This window comes from Butyrivibrio sp. VCB2006 (assembly GCF_000420945.1).
Classification (GTDB): Bacteria; Bacillota; Clostridia; order Lachnospirales; family Lachnospiraceae; genus Butyrivibrio.
This window is the reverse complement of record NZ_ATVX01000002.1, coordinates 1-17,329: the sequence shown is the minus strand read 5'-3', so window position 1 is coordinate 17,329 and position 17,329 is coordinate 1. Positions and strand designations below refer to the sequence as shown.

The 17,329-nt window shown below is 41.2% G+C and carries 15 protein-coding genes and 1 rRNA gene; all 16 read left to right on the top strand.

What is annotated here, in order from left to right; all coding sequences use genetic code 11:
* Positions 1-57: 57 nt before the first annotated feature.
* Positions 58-2,712: an alanine--tRNA ligase gene (alaS, locus tag G613_RS0101620; protein WP_029230984.1), complete on the top strand. Its 2,655-nt coding sequence runs from the start codon at positions 58-60 to the stop codon at positions 2,710-2,712.
* 146 nt (positions 2,713-2,858) lie between these two features.
* The gene (gene rpsU, locus G613_RS0101615; protein WP_013280615.1) at positions 2,859-3,035 is read left to right on the top strand and encodes a 30S ribosomal protein S21; all 177 of its coding nucleotides are present in this window, start codon (positions 2,859-2,861) and stop codon (positions 3,033-3,035) included.
* Between the two features lie 126 nt (positions 3,036-3,161).
* Positions 3,162-4,010, top strand: coding sequence for a metallophosphoesterase (locus G613_RS0101610; protein ID WP_196805024.1), 849 nt, complete (start codon positions 3,162-3,164; stop codon positions 4,008-4,010).
* A gap of 16 nt (positions 4,011-4,026) precedes the next feature.
* Positions 4,027-4,776, top strand: a complete 750-nt coding sequence (locus G613_RS0101605) for a segregation and condensation protein A (protein ID WP_029230982.1) — start codon at positions 4,027-4,029, stop codon at positions 4,774-4,776.
* Between the two features lies 1 nt (position 4,777).
* Positions 4,778-5,347 (top strand): SMC-Scp complex subunit ScpB, encoded by a 570-nt coding sequence (gene scpB / locus G613_RS0101600; RefSeq protein ID WP_029230981.1) that lies wholly within the window; start codon positions 4,778-4,780, stop codon positions 5,345-5,347.
* A 236-nt stretch (positions 5,348-5,583) separates the two neighbouring features.
* The gene (locus G613_RS0101595; protein ID WP_029230980.1) at positions 5,584-7,014 is read left to right on the top strand and encodes an acyl-CoA carboxylase subunit beta; all 1,431 of its coding nucleotides are present in this window, start codon (positions 5,584-5,586) and stop codon (positions 7,012-7,014) included.
* A 17-nt stretch (positions 7,015-7,031) separates the two neighbouring features.
* A complete protein-coding gene (locus G613_RS18305) occupies positions 7,032-7,859 on the top strand; it encodes an OadG family transporter subunit (protein WP_196805023.1) in 828 nt (275 codons plus the stop codon).
* A 50-nt stretch (positions 7,860-7,909) separates the two neighbouring features.
* Positions 7,910-8,269 (top strand): biotin/lipoyl-containing protein, encoded by a 360-nt coding sequence (locus G613_RS0101585; protein WP_029230978.1) that lies wholly within the window; start codon positions 7,910-7,912, stop codon positions 8,267-8,269.
* Positions 8,270-8,319: 50 nt separating this feature from the next.
* Positions 8,320-9,462 (top strand): sodium ion-translocating decarboxylase subunit beta, encoded by a 1,143-nt coding sequence (locus tag G613_RS0101580; RefSeq protein ID WP_029230977.1) that lies wholly within the window; start codon positions 8,320-8,322, stop codon positions 9,460-9,462.
* Positions 9,463-9,498: 36 nt separating this feature from the next.
* Positions 9,499-10,911, top strand: coding sequence for an oxaloacetate decarboxylase subunit alpha (locus G613_RS0101575; RefSeq protein WP_029230976.1), 1,413 nt, complete (start codon positions 9,499-9,501; stop codon positions 10,909-10,911).
* Between the two features lie 82 nt (positions 10,912-10,993).
* Positions 10,994-13,171, top strand: a complete 2,178-nt coding sequence (gene glgX, locus G613_RS0101570) for a glycogen debranching protein GlgX (RefSeq protein WP_029230975.1) — start codon at positions 10,994-10,996, stop codon at positions 13,169-13,171.
* 76 nt (positions 13,172-13,247) lie between these two features.
* The gene (locus tag G613_RS0101565) at positions 13,248-13,787 is read left to right on the top strand and encodes a hypothetical protein (protein ID WP_155828011.1); all 540 of its coding nucleotides are present in this window, start codon (positions 13,248-13,250) and stop codon (positions 13,785-13,787) included.
* A 4-nt stretch (positions 13,788-13,791) separates the two neighbouring features.
* Positions 13,792-14,469 (top strand): response regulator transcription factor, encoded by a 678-nt coding sequence (locus G613_RS0101560; RefSeq protein WP_029230973.1) that lies wholly within the window; start codon positions 13,792-13,794, stop codon positions 14,467-14,469.
* A 26-nt stretch (positions 14,470-14,495) separates the two neighbouring features.
* Positions 14,496-16,004 carry a sensor histidine kinase gene (locus G613_RS0101555; RefSeq protein WP_029230972.1) on the top strand — a complete coding sequence of 503 codons (1,509 nt, stop codon included), beginning with the start codon at positions 14,496-14,498 and terminating at the stop codon, positions 16,002-16,004.
* 20 nt (positions 16,005-16,024) lie between these two features.
* Complete coding sequence (locus tag G613_RS0101550; protein WP_029230971.1) at positions 16,025-16,936, top strand: hypothetical protein; 912 nt, start codon at positions 16,025-16,027, stop codon at positions 16,934-16,936.
* Positions 16,937-17,247: 311 nt separating this feature from the next.
* Positions 17,248-17,329 (top strand): 16S ribosomal RNA (locus G613_RS0101545); the annotation flags it as partial.

Sequence of the window (17,329 nt, the reverse complement as noted above, 5' to 3'; positions counted from 1 at the left end):
TTGGCCGGGAGCCTATAAAGGCTCCTTGGCTATTTCACGTATATGGAGGAAATTTTAATGAAACAGTTTACTGCTGATGAGCTTAGAAAAGCTTGGAAACAGTTCTACATTGACAGGGGCCACGTAGATTGCGGCGCTGTATCACTTGTATCAGACGGATCTACAGGTGTTATGTTCAACGTTGCCGGAATGCAGCCTCTTATGCCATATCTTCTTGGCAAGAAGCATCCTATGGGAACACGCCTTTGCAATGTTCAGGGATGCGTACGTACAAATGATATTGATTCAGTAGGTGATAAGAGCCATGGCACTTTCTTTGAAATGATGGGTAGCTGGTCTCTTGGCGATTATTTCAAAAAAGAGCGTTGCCAGTGGAGCTTTGAGCTTCTTACTCAGCTTTTTGGCTTTGATGCTGATCATCTTGCTGCTACTGTGTTTGCAGGTGATGAGAACGCTCCTAGAGATGAAGAGGGTGCCAAGTATCGTATTGAGTCTGGATTTAAGCCTGAGAATATTTATTATCTTCCTGCAGAGGATAACTGGTGGGGACTTGAATACGGCCCTTGCGGTCCTGACAGTGAGATGTTCTATGTTAAGGATATGCCTGATTGTGGTCCTGACTGCGGCCCTGGATGCCACTGTGGTAAGTATACAGAAATTGGTAATGACGTATTTATGCAGTACGAGAAGCATCATGATGGTCATTTAACTCCTCTTTCTCAGAAGAATGTAGATACAGGTTGGGGACTTGAGAGAATTCTTGCTTTCCTTAACGGTGTTGATGATGTTTACAAGATCGATCTTCACGCTCCTGTAATTGCTTATATAGAAAAAGAGAGTGGAATTAAGTACGAGTCAGATGAGAAGACCACAAAGTCTATGAGAATTCTTGCTGACCATACACGTACATCAGTAATGCTTATCGGAGATGAGGCTAAGCTTCTTCCTTCTAACACAGGAGCCGGCTACATCCTTAGAAGACTTATCCGTCGTGCTGTAAGACATGCCAGAACTCTTGGCCTTAACAAGGCACAGATTCTTGGTGTTGCACAGATCTACATCGATGAGTACAAGGATAGCTACGAGCACCTTAATAAGAACCAGAAGTTTGTTCTTACCGAGCTTGAGAGAGAAATCACACGTTTCGAGTCTACTCTTGAAAACGGTATGAAAGAGTTTAAGAAGATTCTTGATAAGACAAATGCTGCAGGTAAGAAGGAAATTGAAGGAAAGGATGCATTCTTCCTTTATGATACATTTGGATTCCCTGTAGAGCTTACTCTTGAGCTTGCTCAGGAAGAAGGCTTTAGCGTTGATGAGAAGGGCTTTGCTGCTTCTATGGAAGAGCAGAAGCAGAAGGCAAGAGAAAATCAGAACTTCTCAGCAAATCTTTCTACAGGTGCAGGCGTATTTGACGGACTTGATGAGTCAGTTAAATCTGAATTTGTTGGCTATGATGCCCTTGTATGTGATGGAACAGTAGTTGCTATGGCTGGCGGTGATGCTCTTACAGATGAGCTTACAGAAGACGCCCAGGGTACAATTATTACTGATAAGACAACATTCTATGGCACAATGGGTGGTCAGGTTGGCGACATAGGAGAGATTCTTGGAACTAATGGCGCTAAGTTTGAGGTTCTTGAGACTATCCATGTAGCAGGCGGCAGAACTGCTCATGTTGGTAAGGTTGTAACAGGTACATTTAAGACTTCTGATAAGGTATCTCTTAATGTAGATGCTGCAAATAGAGCTAAGACTTGTCGTAACCATTCTGCAACACACCTTCTTCAGAAAGCACTTCAGGAGGTTCTTGGTGATGGAGTAGAGCAGGCTGGTTCTTATCAGGATCCTGATAAAACAAGATTTGACTTTAGCTATCATCAGGCAATGACAGCTGATGAAATTCAGAAGGTTGAGACAATTGTTAATGAGAAGATTCTTGAGGCGCTCCCTGTTGTGACCAAGGAGATGTCAATAGAAGAAGCCAAGAAGACAGGCGCAATGGCTCTGTTTGGTGAGAAATATGGCGATACTGTAAGAGTAGTAAACATGGGTGATTTCTCCATTGAGCTTTGTGGTGGTACACATGTTTCCAATACAAGCCATATCGGTCTTTTCAAGATTGTTTCCGAGTCTGGTGTTGCTGCAGGTGTTCGTCGTATTGAGGCTCTTACAGGCGATAATGCAAGAGCATATTACAAGAATGTAGAGACAAGCCTTCATGAGGCTGCTAAGGCTCTTAAGACTACACCGGCCGATATTTCAGTTCAGATCAAGAAGCTTCAGGAAGAGCTTAAGGCACTTAAGAGTGAGAACGAGTCACTTAAGAGTAAAGAAGCTCAGGCTGCTCTTGGTGATGTAATGGATCAGGTAGTCGACGTTAAGGGAGTGAAGCTCCTTGCTACAGCAGTTAAGGGTGTAGACATGAATGGACTTCGTGATCTTGGCGATCAGCTTAAGACCAAGCTTGGAGAAGGCGTTGTAGTTCTTATTTCAGAAGCAGATGGTAAAGTTAACCTTGTTACTATGGCAACTGACGGAGCACAGGCTAAGGGCGCTCATGCTGGTAACCTTGTAAAAGCTATTGCACCTAAGGTTGGAGGAGGCGGCGGTGGCCGTCCTAACATGGCTCAGGCCGGTGGTAAGAATCCTGCCGGTATTCAGGATGCCATTGCTGAAGCTAAGGCTGTTCTTGAAGGTCAGATTAATTAAACAAAAAATAAAAAAAATATGCTTGACATAAATGTGATATGTGCTAAAATATTCATGTTATGTGAGCTAATGGGCTCAGTATAAGCATAATAAATAACCCAATCAGTCATGTACTTGAAGGGACTGAAGGGAGGGTAAGAGTAGAGATGTCAACAGTAGTAGTAAAAGAAAACGAGACTTTGGATAGCGCACTGCGTCGTTTTAAGAGAAGTTGCGCAAAGGCTGGTATCCAGCAGGAAATCCGTAAGAGAGAGCACTACGAGAAGCCTAGCGTAAGACGCAAGAAGAAGTCTGAAGCAGCAAGAAAGCGCAAATATAACTAAATCAAATTTTTGAAAAGTCCTTGGATTTTATCCAGGGACTTTTTTCTTTGTAATATCAAAACTCTGTGATAAAATAAATTTTGTTACGTTTAGAGCTAAGTGAGTATATTTATGTGGATATATTTTTTGATAGCCATTTTAATATTAGCTATTCTGTCAGCTGCTGTTATTTATCACGATACACACAGCTTCGTTGTCAGGAAGTATGACGTGAATTCTGATAAGATTTCAAGAAACTATAATTTTGTTCTTTTATCAGATCTTCATGGTTATGTTTTTGGCGACAATAACGATAAGTTGATTGCAGCTATAGAAGAGATCAATCCGGACGCCATTTTGTGCGCCGGTGATATGTTTACTGCTCATCGGATTAAGGGTGAAATTCAATATCAGGCTGGTCTTCATGTTCTTACACAGCTTTCTGCCAAATATCCTGTTTATATGGGGAATGGTAATCACGAGCATAAGATCAAAACCTTTACAGGCGAATTCGGAAATCTTTTTGACAGATACAGAAGTGCGCTTAAAAGGGCCGGAGTGGTTACACTTGAGAATGACAGTATAGATGTAGATGGCACCAATATAAGGATTACAGGCCTTGACCTTGACCATGATTATTTTCGAAAAGTTGTCAAGCTCAAGATGGAAAAGGGCCATGTGGAGAAAATGGTGGGGCGCAGTAACAAGAATGCTTTCCAGGTGCTGATTGCCCATAATCCTCAGTACTTTGAGGAATATTCCGACTGGGGTGCGGATCTTATTGTATCAGGTCATGTACATGGCGGTATAATAAGACTTCCTTTGCTTGGGGGTGTTATTTCGCCGGCCATAGCTCTTTTCCCTAAGTATGACGGTGGCAAGTTTGTAAGAAACGGCAAGACCATGATACTGAGCAGGGGGATTGGTACCCACAGTATACATGTTAGAATGTTTAACCCTGGAGAAGTTGATGTGATCAGGGTTCACAAGATTTGAGTTTATGAGGTAGGAAATGTCACTAGAAGTTAAACTGCAGGTGTTTGAAGGTCCTCTGGATCTTTTGCTTCACCTGATTGATAAGAACCAGATAGATATATATGATATTCCAATTGCGACCATTACCGATCAGTATCTTGCATATATTGAGGCTATGCAGAGCGATGACATGGATGTTACAAGTGAATTCCTGGTAATGGCGGCAACTCTTATTGATATCAAGTGTAAAATGCTTCTTCCTAAGGAAGTTAATGAAGAGGGAGAAGAGGAAGACCCAAGAGCAGAGCTTGTTGAGAAGCTTTTGGAGTACAAGATGTACAAGTATATGGCTTTTGAACTTAAGGATAGGCAGATGGAAGCGGGACTTTCCTGGTTCAGAGACAAGAATATTCCCAAGGAAGTCAAGGAATATGAGATGCCTGTTGATTTGTCAGGCCTTATAGGAGATGCAACCTTATCAAAGCTCAATGAGATATTCCAGGATCTTTTAAAGAGACAGGAAGATAAGGTGGACCCTATTCGTAGTAAATTCGGAAATATCGAAAAAGAAGAGATAGATATGGATGCCAAGACTTTATATATCAAGGCATACATAAGAGAACATTCCAGATTTAGTTTCAGACAGCTTTTGGAAAAACAGCATAGCAAAACGGAGATTATAGTTACGTTCCTTGTAATGCTTGAAGAAATGAAGCTTGGCGAGATTGAAATAGAACAGGAAACTACATTTGGGGATATTATAATTACGTCCAGGAAGGCAAGTTGATATGACAAGAGAAGAGGGAGCGGCCGTAGTCGAGGCTATTCTTTTTACTATGGGAGATTCCGTGGAGATCAGTGCGTTGGCTAAGGCTATGGAAACTGATGCCAAGGAAATAAAAAGCTTTATAGGTTATCTGAAAGAGAAATACGACAAGGAAGACAGTGGAATTGGTATTATTGAACTGGAAAAAGCGGTTCAGCTTTGTACCAAAAAAGAAATGTATGAATATTTAGTCAAAATTGCAAAGGCGCCAAAAAAGGCGGTTTTGACTGATTCACTTATGGAAACGCTGTCTATAATTGCATATAAGCAGCCGATTACAAGACTAGAGGTAGAAAAAATAAGAGGCGTAAATAGTGATCATGCTGTAAACAGACTTGTTGAGTTTGGACTGGTACAGGAACTGGGACGTTTAGATGCTCCCGGAAGACCACTTTTATTTGGAACAACAGAGGAGTTTCTTAGAAGTTTCGGAGTAAGATCCCTGGATGAGCTGCCAGCTATAGGAACTGTGCAGGTTGAGGAGTTTAAAGCTCAGGCTGAGCAAGAGATAAATGTAAAACTTGACATTTAATTAACAAACAAAATTCTATCAATTTACAGTTAACGGTTTTCGGCCAAACAATTATTTATATACAATTCATAAAATATAGGAAAAATGCGCAATTTTTTATGCATTTTTCCTTTTTTTTGCCATTTTTTATGATACAATATATTCTGACTTATGTTGTGAAAATAGCAGAATTTTTGCATTTTTACAATTCATTTGTGCATATATTATTCATTATAAAAAATTTCGGAGGTAAACAAATGAGTAGTTCTTCACAAGCGAGACAAAGAATTAATGCTTTGCTCGACGAAAACAGTTTCGTTGAAATTGGTGCTCTTGTGACAGCCAGAAACACAGATTTCAATCTGAAACAGGAAGAAACACCATCAGACGGTGTTGTTACCGGATATGGTGTTATTGACGGTAATCTGGTTTATGTTTACAGCCAGGATGCGTCAGTTCTTGGCGGATCTATCGGTGAGATGCATGCCAAGAAAATCGTTCGCCTGTATGAACTGGCAATCAAGACAGGATCTCCTGTAATCGGTCTTATCGATTCAACAGGACTTCGTCTTCAGGAGGCCACAGATGCCCTTAACGGCTTTGGCGAAATCTATCTTAAGCAGGTGGAGGCTTCTGGTGTTGTTCCTCAGATCACAGCCATTTTTGGTGCCTGTGGTGGTGGACTTGCAATTATTCCTTCTATCACAGACTTTACTTTTATGGAATCTGAGAAGGCTAAGCTGTTTGTTAATTCACCAAATGCTCTTGAAGGAAACTACAAGGAGAAGTGTGATACATCAGCTGCTAAGTGGCAGGCTGCAGAGACTGCTAATGTGGATGTTGTTGCTGATGAAGCATCTCTCTACGCTCAGGTTAGAGAGCTGGTTTCGATTCTTCCTTCCAACAACGAGGATGGAGATTCTTATCAGGAATGCTCAGATGATCTGAACAGAGCATGTGAGAACCTTGATGGTGCGACAGCTGACCCTTCACTTATTGCAAGACAGATTTCCGACAACGGTGTATTCTTCGAGACTAAGAGAGAGTATGCTAAGGAGATGGTAACAGGATTTATCAGACTGAACGGTGCTACAGTTGGACTTGTTGGTAACCGTACAGCTGTATTCGATGAGAATGGTAAGGAAGCTGAGAAGTTTGCTGATAAGTTAACTGCTCACGGATGTGAGAAGGCTGCAGAGTTCATCAATTTCTGTGATGCTTTTGATCTTCCTGTACTTACACTTACAAATGCAACTGGCTTTGGAACATCAAGATGTGATGAGAAGCACGTTGCTAAGGCTGCCGGCAAGCTTGTATTTGCACTTGCAAATGCTACAGTACCTAAGGTTAATCTTATTACAGGTAAGGCATTTGGTAGCGCTTATGTAATCATGAACTCCAAGGCAATTGGTGCTGATGTAACAATTAGCTGGCCTGATGCTCAGGTTGGTACAATGGATGCTAATCTTGCAGCCAAGATCATGTGCGACGGTAAGGATGCTGAGACAGTATCTAAGGCTGCTGCTGAATATGCTGCACTTCAGAACAATGTTAAGAGTGCTGCAGCAAGAGGATATGTAGATGAAATCGTTGAGCCTGCTGATACAAGAAAGTATGTTGTGGGCGCATTCGAAATGCTTTTTACAAAAAGGGATGAGCGTCCTGCCAAGAAACACGGCACAGTTTAATGAAGGGAGCACTCAAAATGAAACAAAAAATGTTGGTTTTGGGCGTAATGCTTAGCTGCCTTATTGGACTGACAGCTTGCGGTGAGGATGTTAAATCCAACTCCGTAGAAGGAAGCAGGTATTCGTCTGATATATTTACTCAGGAAAGCTTAAAGGGCTTTGCGGAAGCTATCGAGGACAATAATTTCGAAATGTGGTATTTACAGGGAATTACTCCTGATAATTTCGAGCAAATGTTGTACTTTGACATAGCACTTAGCTCTTCCGATGAGCGTTATGAAGTTCTTGCCAGTGGCTATGACAGCTGGTACAAGGCTCTTAACGATCTTGGATATAACTCAGAAGCAACTTTAGCTAGCGACCTTTTTGTCAAGGAAGTTAGCTACGAAGTTAATAAGGACGGAGTATTGGTAGTTGATGCCGTAGTCCAGGGAACCAAACACGCAGCTGATATGGAGATTTACCTTTCTAACAGAGGTGAGCCTACTGATATCGGTGTAACTGTTCAAAAGACTACAAGCGAGAAGCTTGAGAATGCCGGACTTAATACTCTCCTTGGAATGGGAATGGCATTTGCAATCCTTATTCTCATTTCACTTATCATTTCTCTTTTCCCATTACTCTTTGGTGGTGGCAAGAAAAAGAAAGAGAGTGATAAGGAAATTGCTCAGAAGGCAATGGACAACACAATCAGTCAGATTGCCGAGCAAGAAGACCTTTCCAGTGATGCTGAGCTTGTTGCAGTTATTGCTGCTGCAATTGCCGCATACGAGGGAAGCGCCGGTACAGATGGATTCCGTGTAAGATCTATCAGAAAAGTAAACAATAACTGGAAAAAACACTAAATGTAAGGATCGAGCACGGTGATGTCCATGCTCATCGAAAGGAGATATAAATGAAGAACTATACAATAACCGTTAACGGAAACGTATATGATGTAACTGTAGAAGAAGGTGCTGGATCAGGAGTAGCTCCTGCAGCTGCAGCTCCAGTAGTTAAGGCTCCAGCAGCTCCTGCTAAGAAGGCAAGCGCTGGCGCAGGCTCAATCAAGGTTGAGGCTGGTGCAGCTGGTAAGGTCCTCAAGATCAATGCAAGCGTAGGACAGGCTGTCAAGAAGGGCGACACTGTTGTTACTATCGAGTCAATGAAGATGGAGATTCCTATGGTAGCTCCTTCAGACGGAACAGTAGCAAGCATTGACGTTGCTGCTGGTGATTCAGTAGAAGCTGGAACATGCCTTGCAACTCTTAACTAATAAAAGTCAGAGAAATCTTAGTTTTCAATAAACAGAAATGAGGATAAAAAATGGATTACATCGTTAATACATTATCTAATCTCTGGCAACAAACTGCATTTACTACTATGACACCTGGTAACTATGTAATGGTTGTAGTTGCGCTTGTGTTTATGTACCTTGCTATTGCCAAGGGATTTGAACCACTTCTTTTGGTACCAATTTCGTTTGGTATGCTTCTTGTAAACATTTATCCTGAGATTATGGCTGAGCCGGTTGGAGATTCTGCCGGTGGTCTTCTCCATTATTTCTATATTTTGGATGAATGGGCTATTTTACCATCACTTATTTTCCTTGGTGTTGGTGCCATGACAGACTTTGGTCCGCTTATTGCGAATCCTATCAGTTTCCTTATGGGAGCTGGTGCTCAGTTTGGTATTTTTTCAGCATACTTTATGGCTATTGCATTTGGATTTAACGATCAGCAGGCTGCTGCTGTATCAATCATCGGAGGAGCTGATGGCCCTACATCTATCTTCCTTGCATCCAAATTGCATCAGACATCAATTCTTGGACCTATAGCGGTAGCTGCTTATTCATACATGGCTTTGGTGCCTATGATTCAGCCACCAATTATGAAGCTTCTTACAACAGACAAAGAGAGAAAGATCAGAATGCAGCAGCTTAGAGAAGTATCCAAGCTGGAGAAGATTCTTTTCCCAATCATTGTTACTATCGTTGTAAGTTTGATTCTTCCTACAACAGCTCCTCTTATAGGTATGCTTATGCTTGGTAACCTCTTTAGAGAGTCTGGAGTAGTTCGTCAGCTTCAGGAGACAGCTTCTAACGCACTTATGTACATCGTTGTTATCCTTCTTGGAACATCTGTTGGTGCTACAACTAGTGCTGAGGCTTTCCTTAACACAAAAACAATTATCATCGTTATACTTGGACTTATTGCATTTGCATTTGGTACAGCCGCTGGATGTCTTCTTGGTAAGCTCCTGTGCCTTATCACAGGTGGCAAGATCAATCCTCTTATTGGTTCAGCAGGTGTATCTGCCGTACCTATGGCTGCCCGTGTATCCCAGAAGGTTGGTGCAGAGTATGATCCTTCAAACTTCCTTCTCATGCATGCTATGGGACCTAACGTTGCCGGAGTTATCGGTACTGCCGTAGTTGCCGGAACATTTATGGCGGTCTTCGGGGTTTAATTTAGAATTTAAATAAGAGAAAGGATAATAATAGATATGGCAGATTTACAGAAAAAACCAGTTCGTATCAATGAGACTGTACTTCGTGATGCGCATCAGTCACTGATTGCCACAAGAATGCCTACAGAGGTTATGCTTCCTATCATTGAGACAATGGATCAGGTTGGATATAACGCAGTAGAATGCTGGGGTGGTGCTACTTTCGACTCCTGCATGAGATTCCTTAAGGAAGATCCATGGGAGAGACTGCGTAAGCTCCGTGCCGGATTTAAGAACACAAAGCTTCAGATGCTTCTTCGTGGACAGAATATTCTTGGATACAAGCACTATCCTGATGATGTAGTTGAGTATTTTGTTCAGAAATCTATAGCTAATGGTATTGATATCATCAGAATTTTCGACTGCTTGAATGACCTGAGAAACCTTGAGGCTTCAGTTAAGGCTTGTAAGAAAGAGGGCGGACATGCTCAAATCGCTCTTGCTTATACACTTGGTGATGCTTATACAGAAGAATACTGGATGAGCATTGCAAAAGATATCGAGAACATGGGAGCAGATTCTATCTGTATCAAGGATATGGCCGGACTTCTTCTTCCTTATGAAGCTGAGAAGCTTGTTAAGGCTCTTAAGAGCGCAACAAGTCTTCCAATCGATCTTCATACACACTACACATCAGGTGTTGCCAGCATGACATACATGAAGGCAGCTGAGGCTGGCGTAGATATTATTGACTGTGCTATTTCTCCATTTGCTCTTGGTACATCACAGCCAGCTACTGAGGTTATGGTAGAAGCCTTCAAGGGACAGCCTTTTGAGACAGGTCTTGATCAGAAGCTTCTTGCTAAGATTGCTGATCACTTCAGACCATATAGAGAAGAGTGCCTTGCCAGTGGACTTATGGATCCTAAGGTTCTTGGTGTTAACATCAAGACTCTTATGTATCAGGTTCCTGGTGGAATGCTTTCTAACATGGTTAGCCAGCTTAAAGAGCAGAATGCTAGCGATAAGTATGATACAGTTCTTGAGGAAATCCCACAGGTTCGTAAGGACTTCGGTGAGCCACCTCTTGTAACACCTTCATCACAGATCGTTGGTACACAGGCAGTTATGAACGTACTTATGGGCGAGAGATACAAGGTTGCTACAGATCAGACCAAGGATCTTCTTGCAGGTGAGTATGGTAAGACAATTAAGCCATTTAACCCAGAGGTTCAGAAGAAGATTATCGGCGATAGAGAGGTTATCACATGCAGACCTGCTGATAAGCTTGAGCCCGGACTTAATAAGTTTGAGAAGGAAGTTGCTCAGTGGAAGCAGCAGGATGAGGATGTTCTTTCATATGCATTGTTCCCACAGGTTGCTACAGACTTCTTCAAATATCGTATGGCACAGCAGACATCTGTTGATGTATCTGCAGCTGATACTAAGAATGGCGCATACCCAGTTTAATATGTGGATTTTGACAGCGAGGCATTGCCTCGCTGTTTTTTATTTCACAGAAATTTTATCAATAATGTGTTAATATATTAATATGAACGAGTTTAGAAGACATAGGCAGGGCGGAAAACCTATAGAGATTGGAGAGCGTCATGGCAGGGAACTGAGAAAGAGTGACCTGGGTAGACAGCTTCTTGCTATCGACGAGATATCAGGCTTCAGAGTGAGGCCTGGTTTTTATGGAATAAATGGCGCCACAATGATGACTGACGGAGTGAACTTCACTGTTTACTCAAATGGCGGTACTTCTATCACTTTGCTCTTATATCATAGAGGAGAAGATAAGCCCTTTGCGCAGATTCCTTTTCCTGAGAGCTATAGAATCGGAAAAGTATATTCCATGATCGTATTTGGTTTGGATATCGAAAATCTTGAGTATTGCTATAGCGTAGACGGACCTTGGAATCCGGAGAAAGGTCTTTTGTTTAATAAGAATAATGTGCTGCTTGACCCATATGCAAAGGCGGTATCAGGACAAAGAATCTGGGGCCAAAGACTTAATAAAAATGGCCAGTACAGAGCCAGAGTAGTTAGAGATAATTTTGAATGGAACGCTACATCTCATCTTGGTACTCCTATGTGCGACTCAGTAATATATGAGATGCATGTTCGCGGCTTTACTATGGATCCATCCTCCGGAATTAAGTGTAGGGGAACATTCCAAGGGATAAGAGAAAAAGTTGATTATCTAAAGAGACTTGGTGTTACAGCTGTAGAGCTTATGCCAATCTTTGAATTTGATGAAACGAGAGATAAGCGAGAGGTCAATGGTAAAACTCTCCTTGATTATTGGGGATATAACACCATTAGCTTTTTTGCCCCAAATACAAGCTATGCCTACCAAAGTGAATACAATAAGGAAGGCGTTGAGCTTAAACATATGATAAAAGAGCTTAAGGATAACGGAATTGAGGTTATCCTTGATGTTGTGTTCAATCATACTGCTGAAGGAAATGAAAACGGGCCGTTTATTTCATTTAAGGGATTTGATAACAACATTTATTATCTGCTTACTCCAATGGGCCAATACTACAACTTCAGTGGATGTGGAAATACTATGAACTGCAACCATCCTATGGTTCAGGAGCTTATCGTTGAGTGTTTGCGTTACTGGGTTGAACAGTATAGAGTCGATGGATTCAGATTTGATCTTGCCAGTATTTTGGGAAGAGATCAGGATGGATCTCCTATGGAAAGACCTCCTCTTATCCAGCGTCTTGCTTATGATCCGATCCTTGGTAACGTAAAGCTTATTGCTGAGGCCTGGGATGCCGGCGGAATGTACCAGGTTGGTAATTTCCCGGCTTGGAAACGATGGGCAGAGTGGAACGGTAAATATCGTGACGACATAAGATCTTTTTTGAAAGGTGATATATGGGCAGCCCCTGAAGCAGTTAAAAGAATCACCGGTTCTATGGATCTATACGGCGGTGCTTATCTTGGCTATGAGTCTTCAGTAAACTTCATTACCTGTCATGACGGTTTTACCTTGTATGACCTTTATGCTTACAACAGTAAACACAACGAAGATAATGGCTGGAATAATACTGACGGAGCCAACGATAATAGAAGCTGGAATTGCGGAGCAGAAGGAGAAACAGCGGATCCGGCTATCAATGATCTTAGGTTCAGAATGATGCGTAATGCCATAACTGTTCTCATGTGCAGCAGGGGAACGCCTATGATATATGCCGGCGATGAATTTGGCAACACGCAATTTGGTAATAACAATGCCTACTGCCAGGATAACGAGATATCCTGGCTGAATTGGAACTTACTTGAGAAGAACAAAGACTTTTTTGACTTCTATAGGAGAGTTATCCAGTTTAGAAGAAAACATCCCTGCATAAGAAAAGACCTTCATCCCGCAGCATGCGGTTATCCTAACATTTCTCTTCATACGGAGAATCCTGATAACGGGAACATAACCGGAGATTCAAAGGTTGTTTGCGTAAGATATGCAGGCTTTACAAATAAAAAAGGCCATGACGATATAGTTTATCTGGCAATCAATGTATATTGGGAAGATGTTCAGATCATGCTTCCTAATCCGCCGGAGGGCTATTACTGGGCTTTATGCATCGATACAGGTGACGACGAAGGCAAATACTTTTTTAACAGACCAAAACCTCTTACCTGGAGGAACAAAACTCTTAAGGCTAGAAGCGTAAGTGTATTCATTGCAGCTAATGGAGCAGAATATGGCGGCTGATGACAAAAGTAGTGCTGACAATTTCATAGTAGAAGGCTATCAGTTTACTTCTGAGGCCGATACCCAGAAGGCTACGATGGATGCGTCAAAAATAAAGCTTTTGCAGTCCAGGGTAAAAGCCAGTAAACCAACTGATATTAAAGCAGTTTATGAGAAAGCCATTGAAAATAAGATTTTCAAAACGCCGATTGGGTGGGGCTATCTTACAGGACTTCGAAAAAAACTGCTGGAAAGTGGATATGGAGAGGCCGATATCATCCCAATCCCTGTTGAAATCTCTTTTTCTAGGCATTCTGCCCTTGAAAACCTTTCGGTAAAACAGAGGATAAAGCCAAGTCCTGCTGAGAAAAAAGTGGATTTTTTCAAGTTTTTTTCTATAATTCTGAACGTTGTACTTGCTATTCTTGTTATAATAATGTTTGTTGTCGCGGCTACGGCTGAGAATGACAACATAATAAACTATAAGAGTAATGTCACTAATAGATTTGCTTCCTGGGAACAGGACCTTAAAGAGAGGGAGAAAAAAGTACGGGAGGCCGAAAAAAGGCTTGGCATTAGCGATACTTCAAGTTATTATGAGGGTACAGAAATAAAAGACGACAATCAGGAGGATTGACATAATGGAAGATCTTAAGATACTAGTAGTTGATGACGAGAGCAGAATGCGTAAACTCGTTAAAGACTTTTTGGTGAAAGATGGATATCTTGTAGTGGAAGCTGAAGATGGTCAGCAGGCCCTTGATATCTTTTACGAAGATAAAGACATATCACTTATCATCCTTGATGTTATGATGCCTAAGAGGGATGGATGGGAAGTTTGTAGGGAAATCAGAACAAATTCTAAGGTTCCCATCATCATGCTTACAGCTAAGGCTGAGGAAAGAGATGAGCTGCTTGGCTTCGAACTTGGTGTAGATGAGTATATTTCCAAACCATTTAGCCCCAAGATACTTGCTGCAAGAGTATCAGCAATCCTGCGTAGAACTAATCAGGCTGCTAATAATCAGATTATGGAGATTGGCGGTATAGTTCTTAATAAAGTTGCTCACAGCGTCCTTGTTGATGGAAAAGAGATTGATCTTAGTTATAAGGAGTTTGAGCTTCTTACTTTCTTCTTTGAGAATAAGGGAGTAGCTCTTTCAAGAGAAAAGATACTTAATAATGTATGGAACTATGACTATTTTGGTGATGCCAGAACTATAGATACACATGTTAAAAAGCTGCGTGGAAAGCTTGGTAAGAAAGGCGACATGATCAAAACTATCTGGGGCATGGGCTACAAGCTCGAAGCAGAATAATTTAAGGGAATAGGTTTATAAGCAATATGGGAAAAGATAAAAAGTTTAATAAAACCCATTCCATAAGATTCGAGATTAGTATTGCCTTCATTGCCACAATGATTGGAACCTTTACCTTTTGTCTTGTCATAAATCTTCTGTTTATGGAGAGCTTTTATGTTCAAAACAAAAGAGAAGCTATCATTGAAGCATACAGAAGTATAGACAGAGCCGTTACTACCGGTGATATCACCTCTCCGGAATTTGACTTGGAAATAAGACATATCTGTGAACGTTATAACATTGAAATGATAGTTTTGGACGGAGACTCTAAGACGGTTAAGTCATCTACCAGTAATGCAGAGCTTCTCGCAAAAATCCTTTGGGAGAACATGATAAACCCCTTGGGCGGCGATTTTGAAATAGAGAACAGAGTAGTTCTGGATGTTGGAGACAGTTACACATTACAGAGAGACGAAGATAAATCCGGAAGACAATATTTGGAAATGTGGGGAGTTGTTGGGAATGGGAATCTAGTTCTTGTACGATCTACGATGGAGAGTATCAAGGATAGCGTAGCTATTTCCAACACTTTTATGGTTTATGTGGCTATAGTAGCTATAGTGGCAGGTTCCCTGGTAATTATGTACATCTCCAAAAAGGTTACAGATCCTATTAAGCGATTGTATTTCATTTCCGATGATATGAAGAAGCTTAATTTTGAGGCCAAGTACGAATCTACCGGAGATTATCATAGTGAGATTGATGCTCTTGGATCTAACATGAATGAACTGTCAGAGACCCTTGAGTCTACAATCAAAGAGCTCAAAAATGCGAATATAGCTCTCAAGCATGATATTGCCAAGAAAGAGGAGATTGATGAGATGCGAAAGGAATTCCTTTCAAATGTATCTCATGAACTTAAGACTCCTATTGCTCTGATTCAAGGATATGCAGAAGGTTTAAAAGAGGGCATAAACGACGATGAGGAAAGCAGGAACTTTTACTGTGAAGTAATCATGGATGAAGCTAATAAGATGAACATCATGGTAAAAAAACTACTTACTCTGAATCAGCTTGAATTTGGCAATGAAAATGCAAACATGGAGAGATTCGATATAGTTGATATGATATCCAACTATATTAAGTCGGCAGATCTTTTGGCAAGACAAAAAGGTGTTACTATCAAGTTTGATGAGTATGAGCCGATATTTGTATGGGGTGACGAATTCAAAATCGAGGAAGTGCTGCAGAATTATTACAGTAATGCCTTGAACCATATAGATGGGGACAAAATAATCGAAATCAAACTTACCAAGAGAGATAGCCATGTTCGGGTATCTGTATTTAACACTGGTAAACCGATTCCGGATGACAGTATTGGCCATATTTGGGAGAAATTCTACAAAGTCGATAAGGCCAGAACCAGAGAATATGGTGGAAGTGGTGTTGGACTATCTATTGTTAAGGCTATTATGGAAGGCATGCATCAGGAGTATGGCGTCAAGAACTACGATAACGGAGTAGAGTTCTATTTTGAGTTGGAAACCAAATAAATCCTAAGAGGGGATATCTTATGAGGGCAAAAAAGTATTTGGGTTTACTGACAGCTATATGTATGACTTTATGCTTGGCTGGGTGTGGCGAGGCTTTTCCTGAACTTACTGAGGATGAGTATAACCAGACTGTAGAGTTTGCCGTGGGCCTTTTGATGAAATATTCAAATAACGGACAGGCTAAACTTACTTATGTGGACGCCAAGGAAGTTGCTAAACAGAGGGAAAAAGAGGCTGCTCTGGCTGAAAAGAACAAGGCTGAGGAAGAAAAGACTCAGACACAGACACAGACTCCTGCACCTGCTCCGAAAAAAGAGTCGGAGCCTGTTAAGGAAGAAACGCCTCAGGCAGATGTGGCTCTTACTGATGTGTCCATTACACCGGAGGATAACGGTGGTGGTCAGGCGCCTGATAGCAGCAATGAGCAGGCCAGTCAGGAAGGCAAAAATGATGCTAGCGATAACTCTGAGAATCAGGGAGAAAATACAATCACTGAAGATCCCGACGCTGTAGTGTTATCTTCAGATGAGACTCAGGAGATTGTCGATGACATTTTCCTTGCTTATGAAGGTTATTCAGTATCAAGCTCTTATCCTGAGAGTTCCAAGAGTTATGTTATAAATGCAGAAAAAGGTAAAAAGCTCCTTGTACTCAGGTTTGATCTGTACAATGGTTCCGATGGCGCCAAGAAGGTTAATATCCTAGAGAAGAACATTAAGTTCCAGGTTATACTTAATGGAAAGAATCTTGGGTACACTCCGGTAACATTTCTTCCTAATGATCTGTCCTCTTATGTTGGTACTATTGATTCAAGAACGCATGAGAGCCTTGTGGTACTTACAGAGATAGATAAGGAAGCGTCTACGCAGATTCAAACTCTGGGAATGATAGTAAGTATTGATGGTACAGAACAGAAAGTAACATTGAAATAAGAAGAGTTTAGAAAATATTTATAGATTGAAAAGCTGGCAAATACAGGGTTTGCCAGCTTTTTTATAAAAAAATTGAAAATTATTGAAATTAGTTGTTGACATGAATATTACCTAGTGATATATTTATATTCGTTGCTGATGCGGACAGATACATCGCAAATGCAGCATTGGAGCGGATTCTAGCTCCTGTACCTTGACAAATAAACAGTAATGCAACCCTGAAAAATTCCAAGAGAATTATTCAGAACAAAAATTAGTAAATAACGGACAGAACAAAAGCCAAGCTTGAGTTCTGGCCAGATCAAACTTTTAAACGTGAGAGTTCGATCCTGGCTCAGGATGAACGCTGGCGGCGTGCCTAACACATGCAAGTCGAACGGAGATTTGACGCTG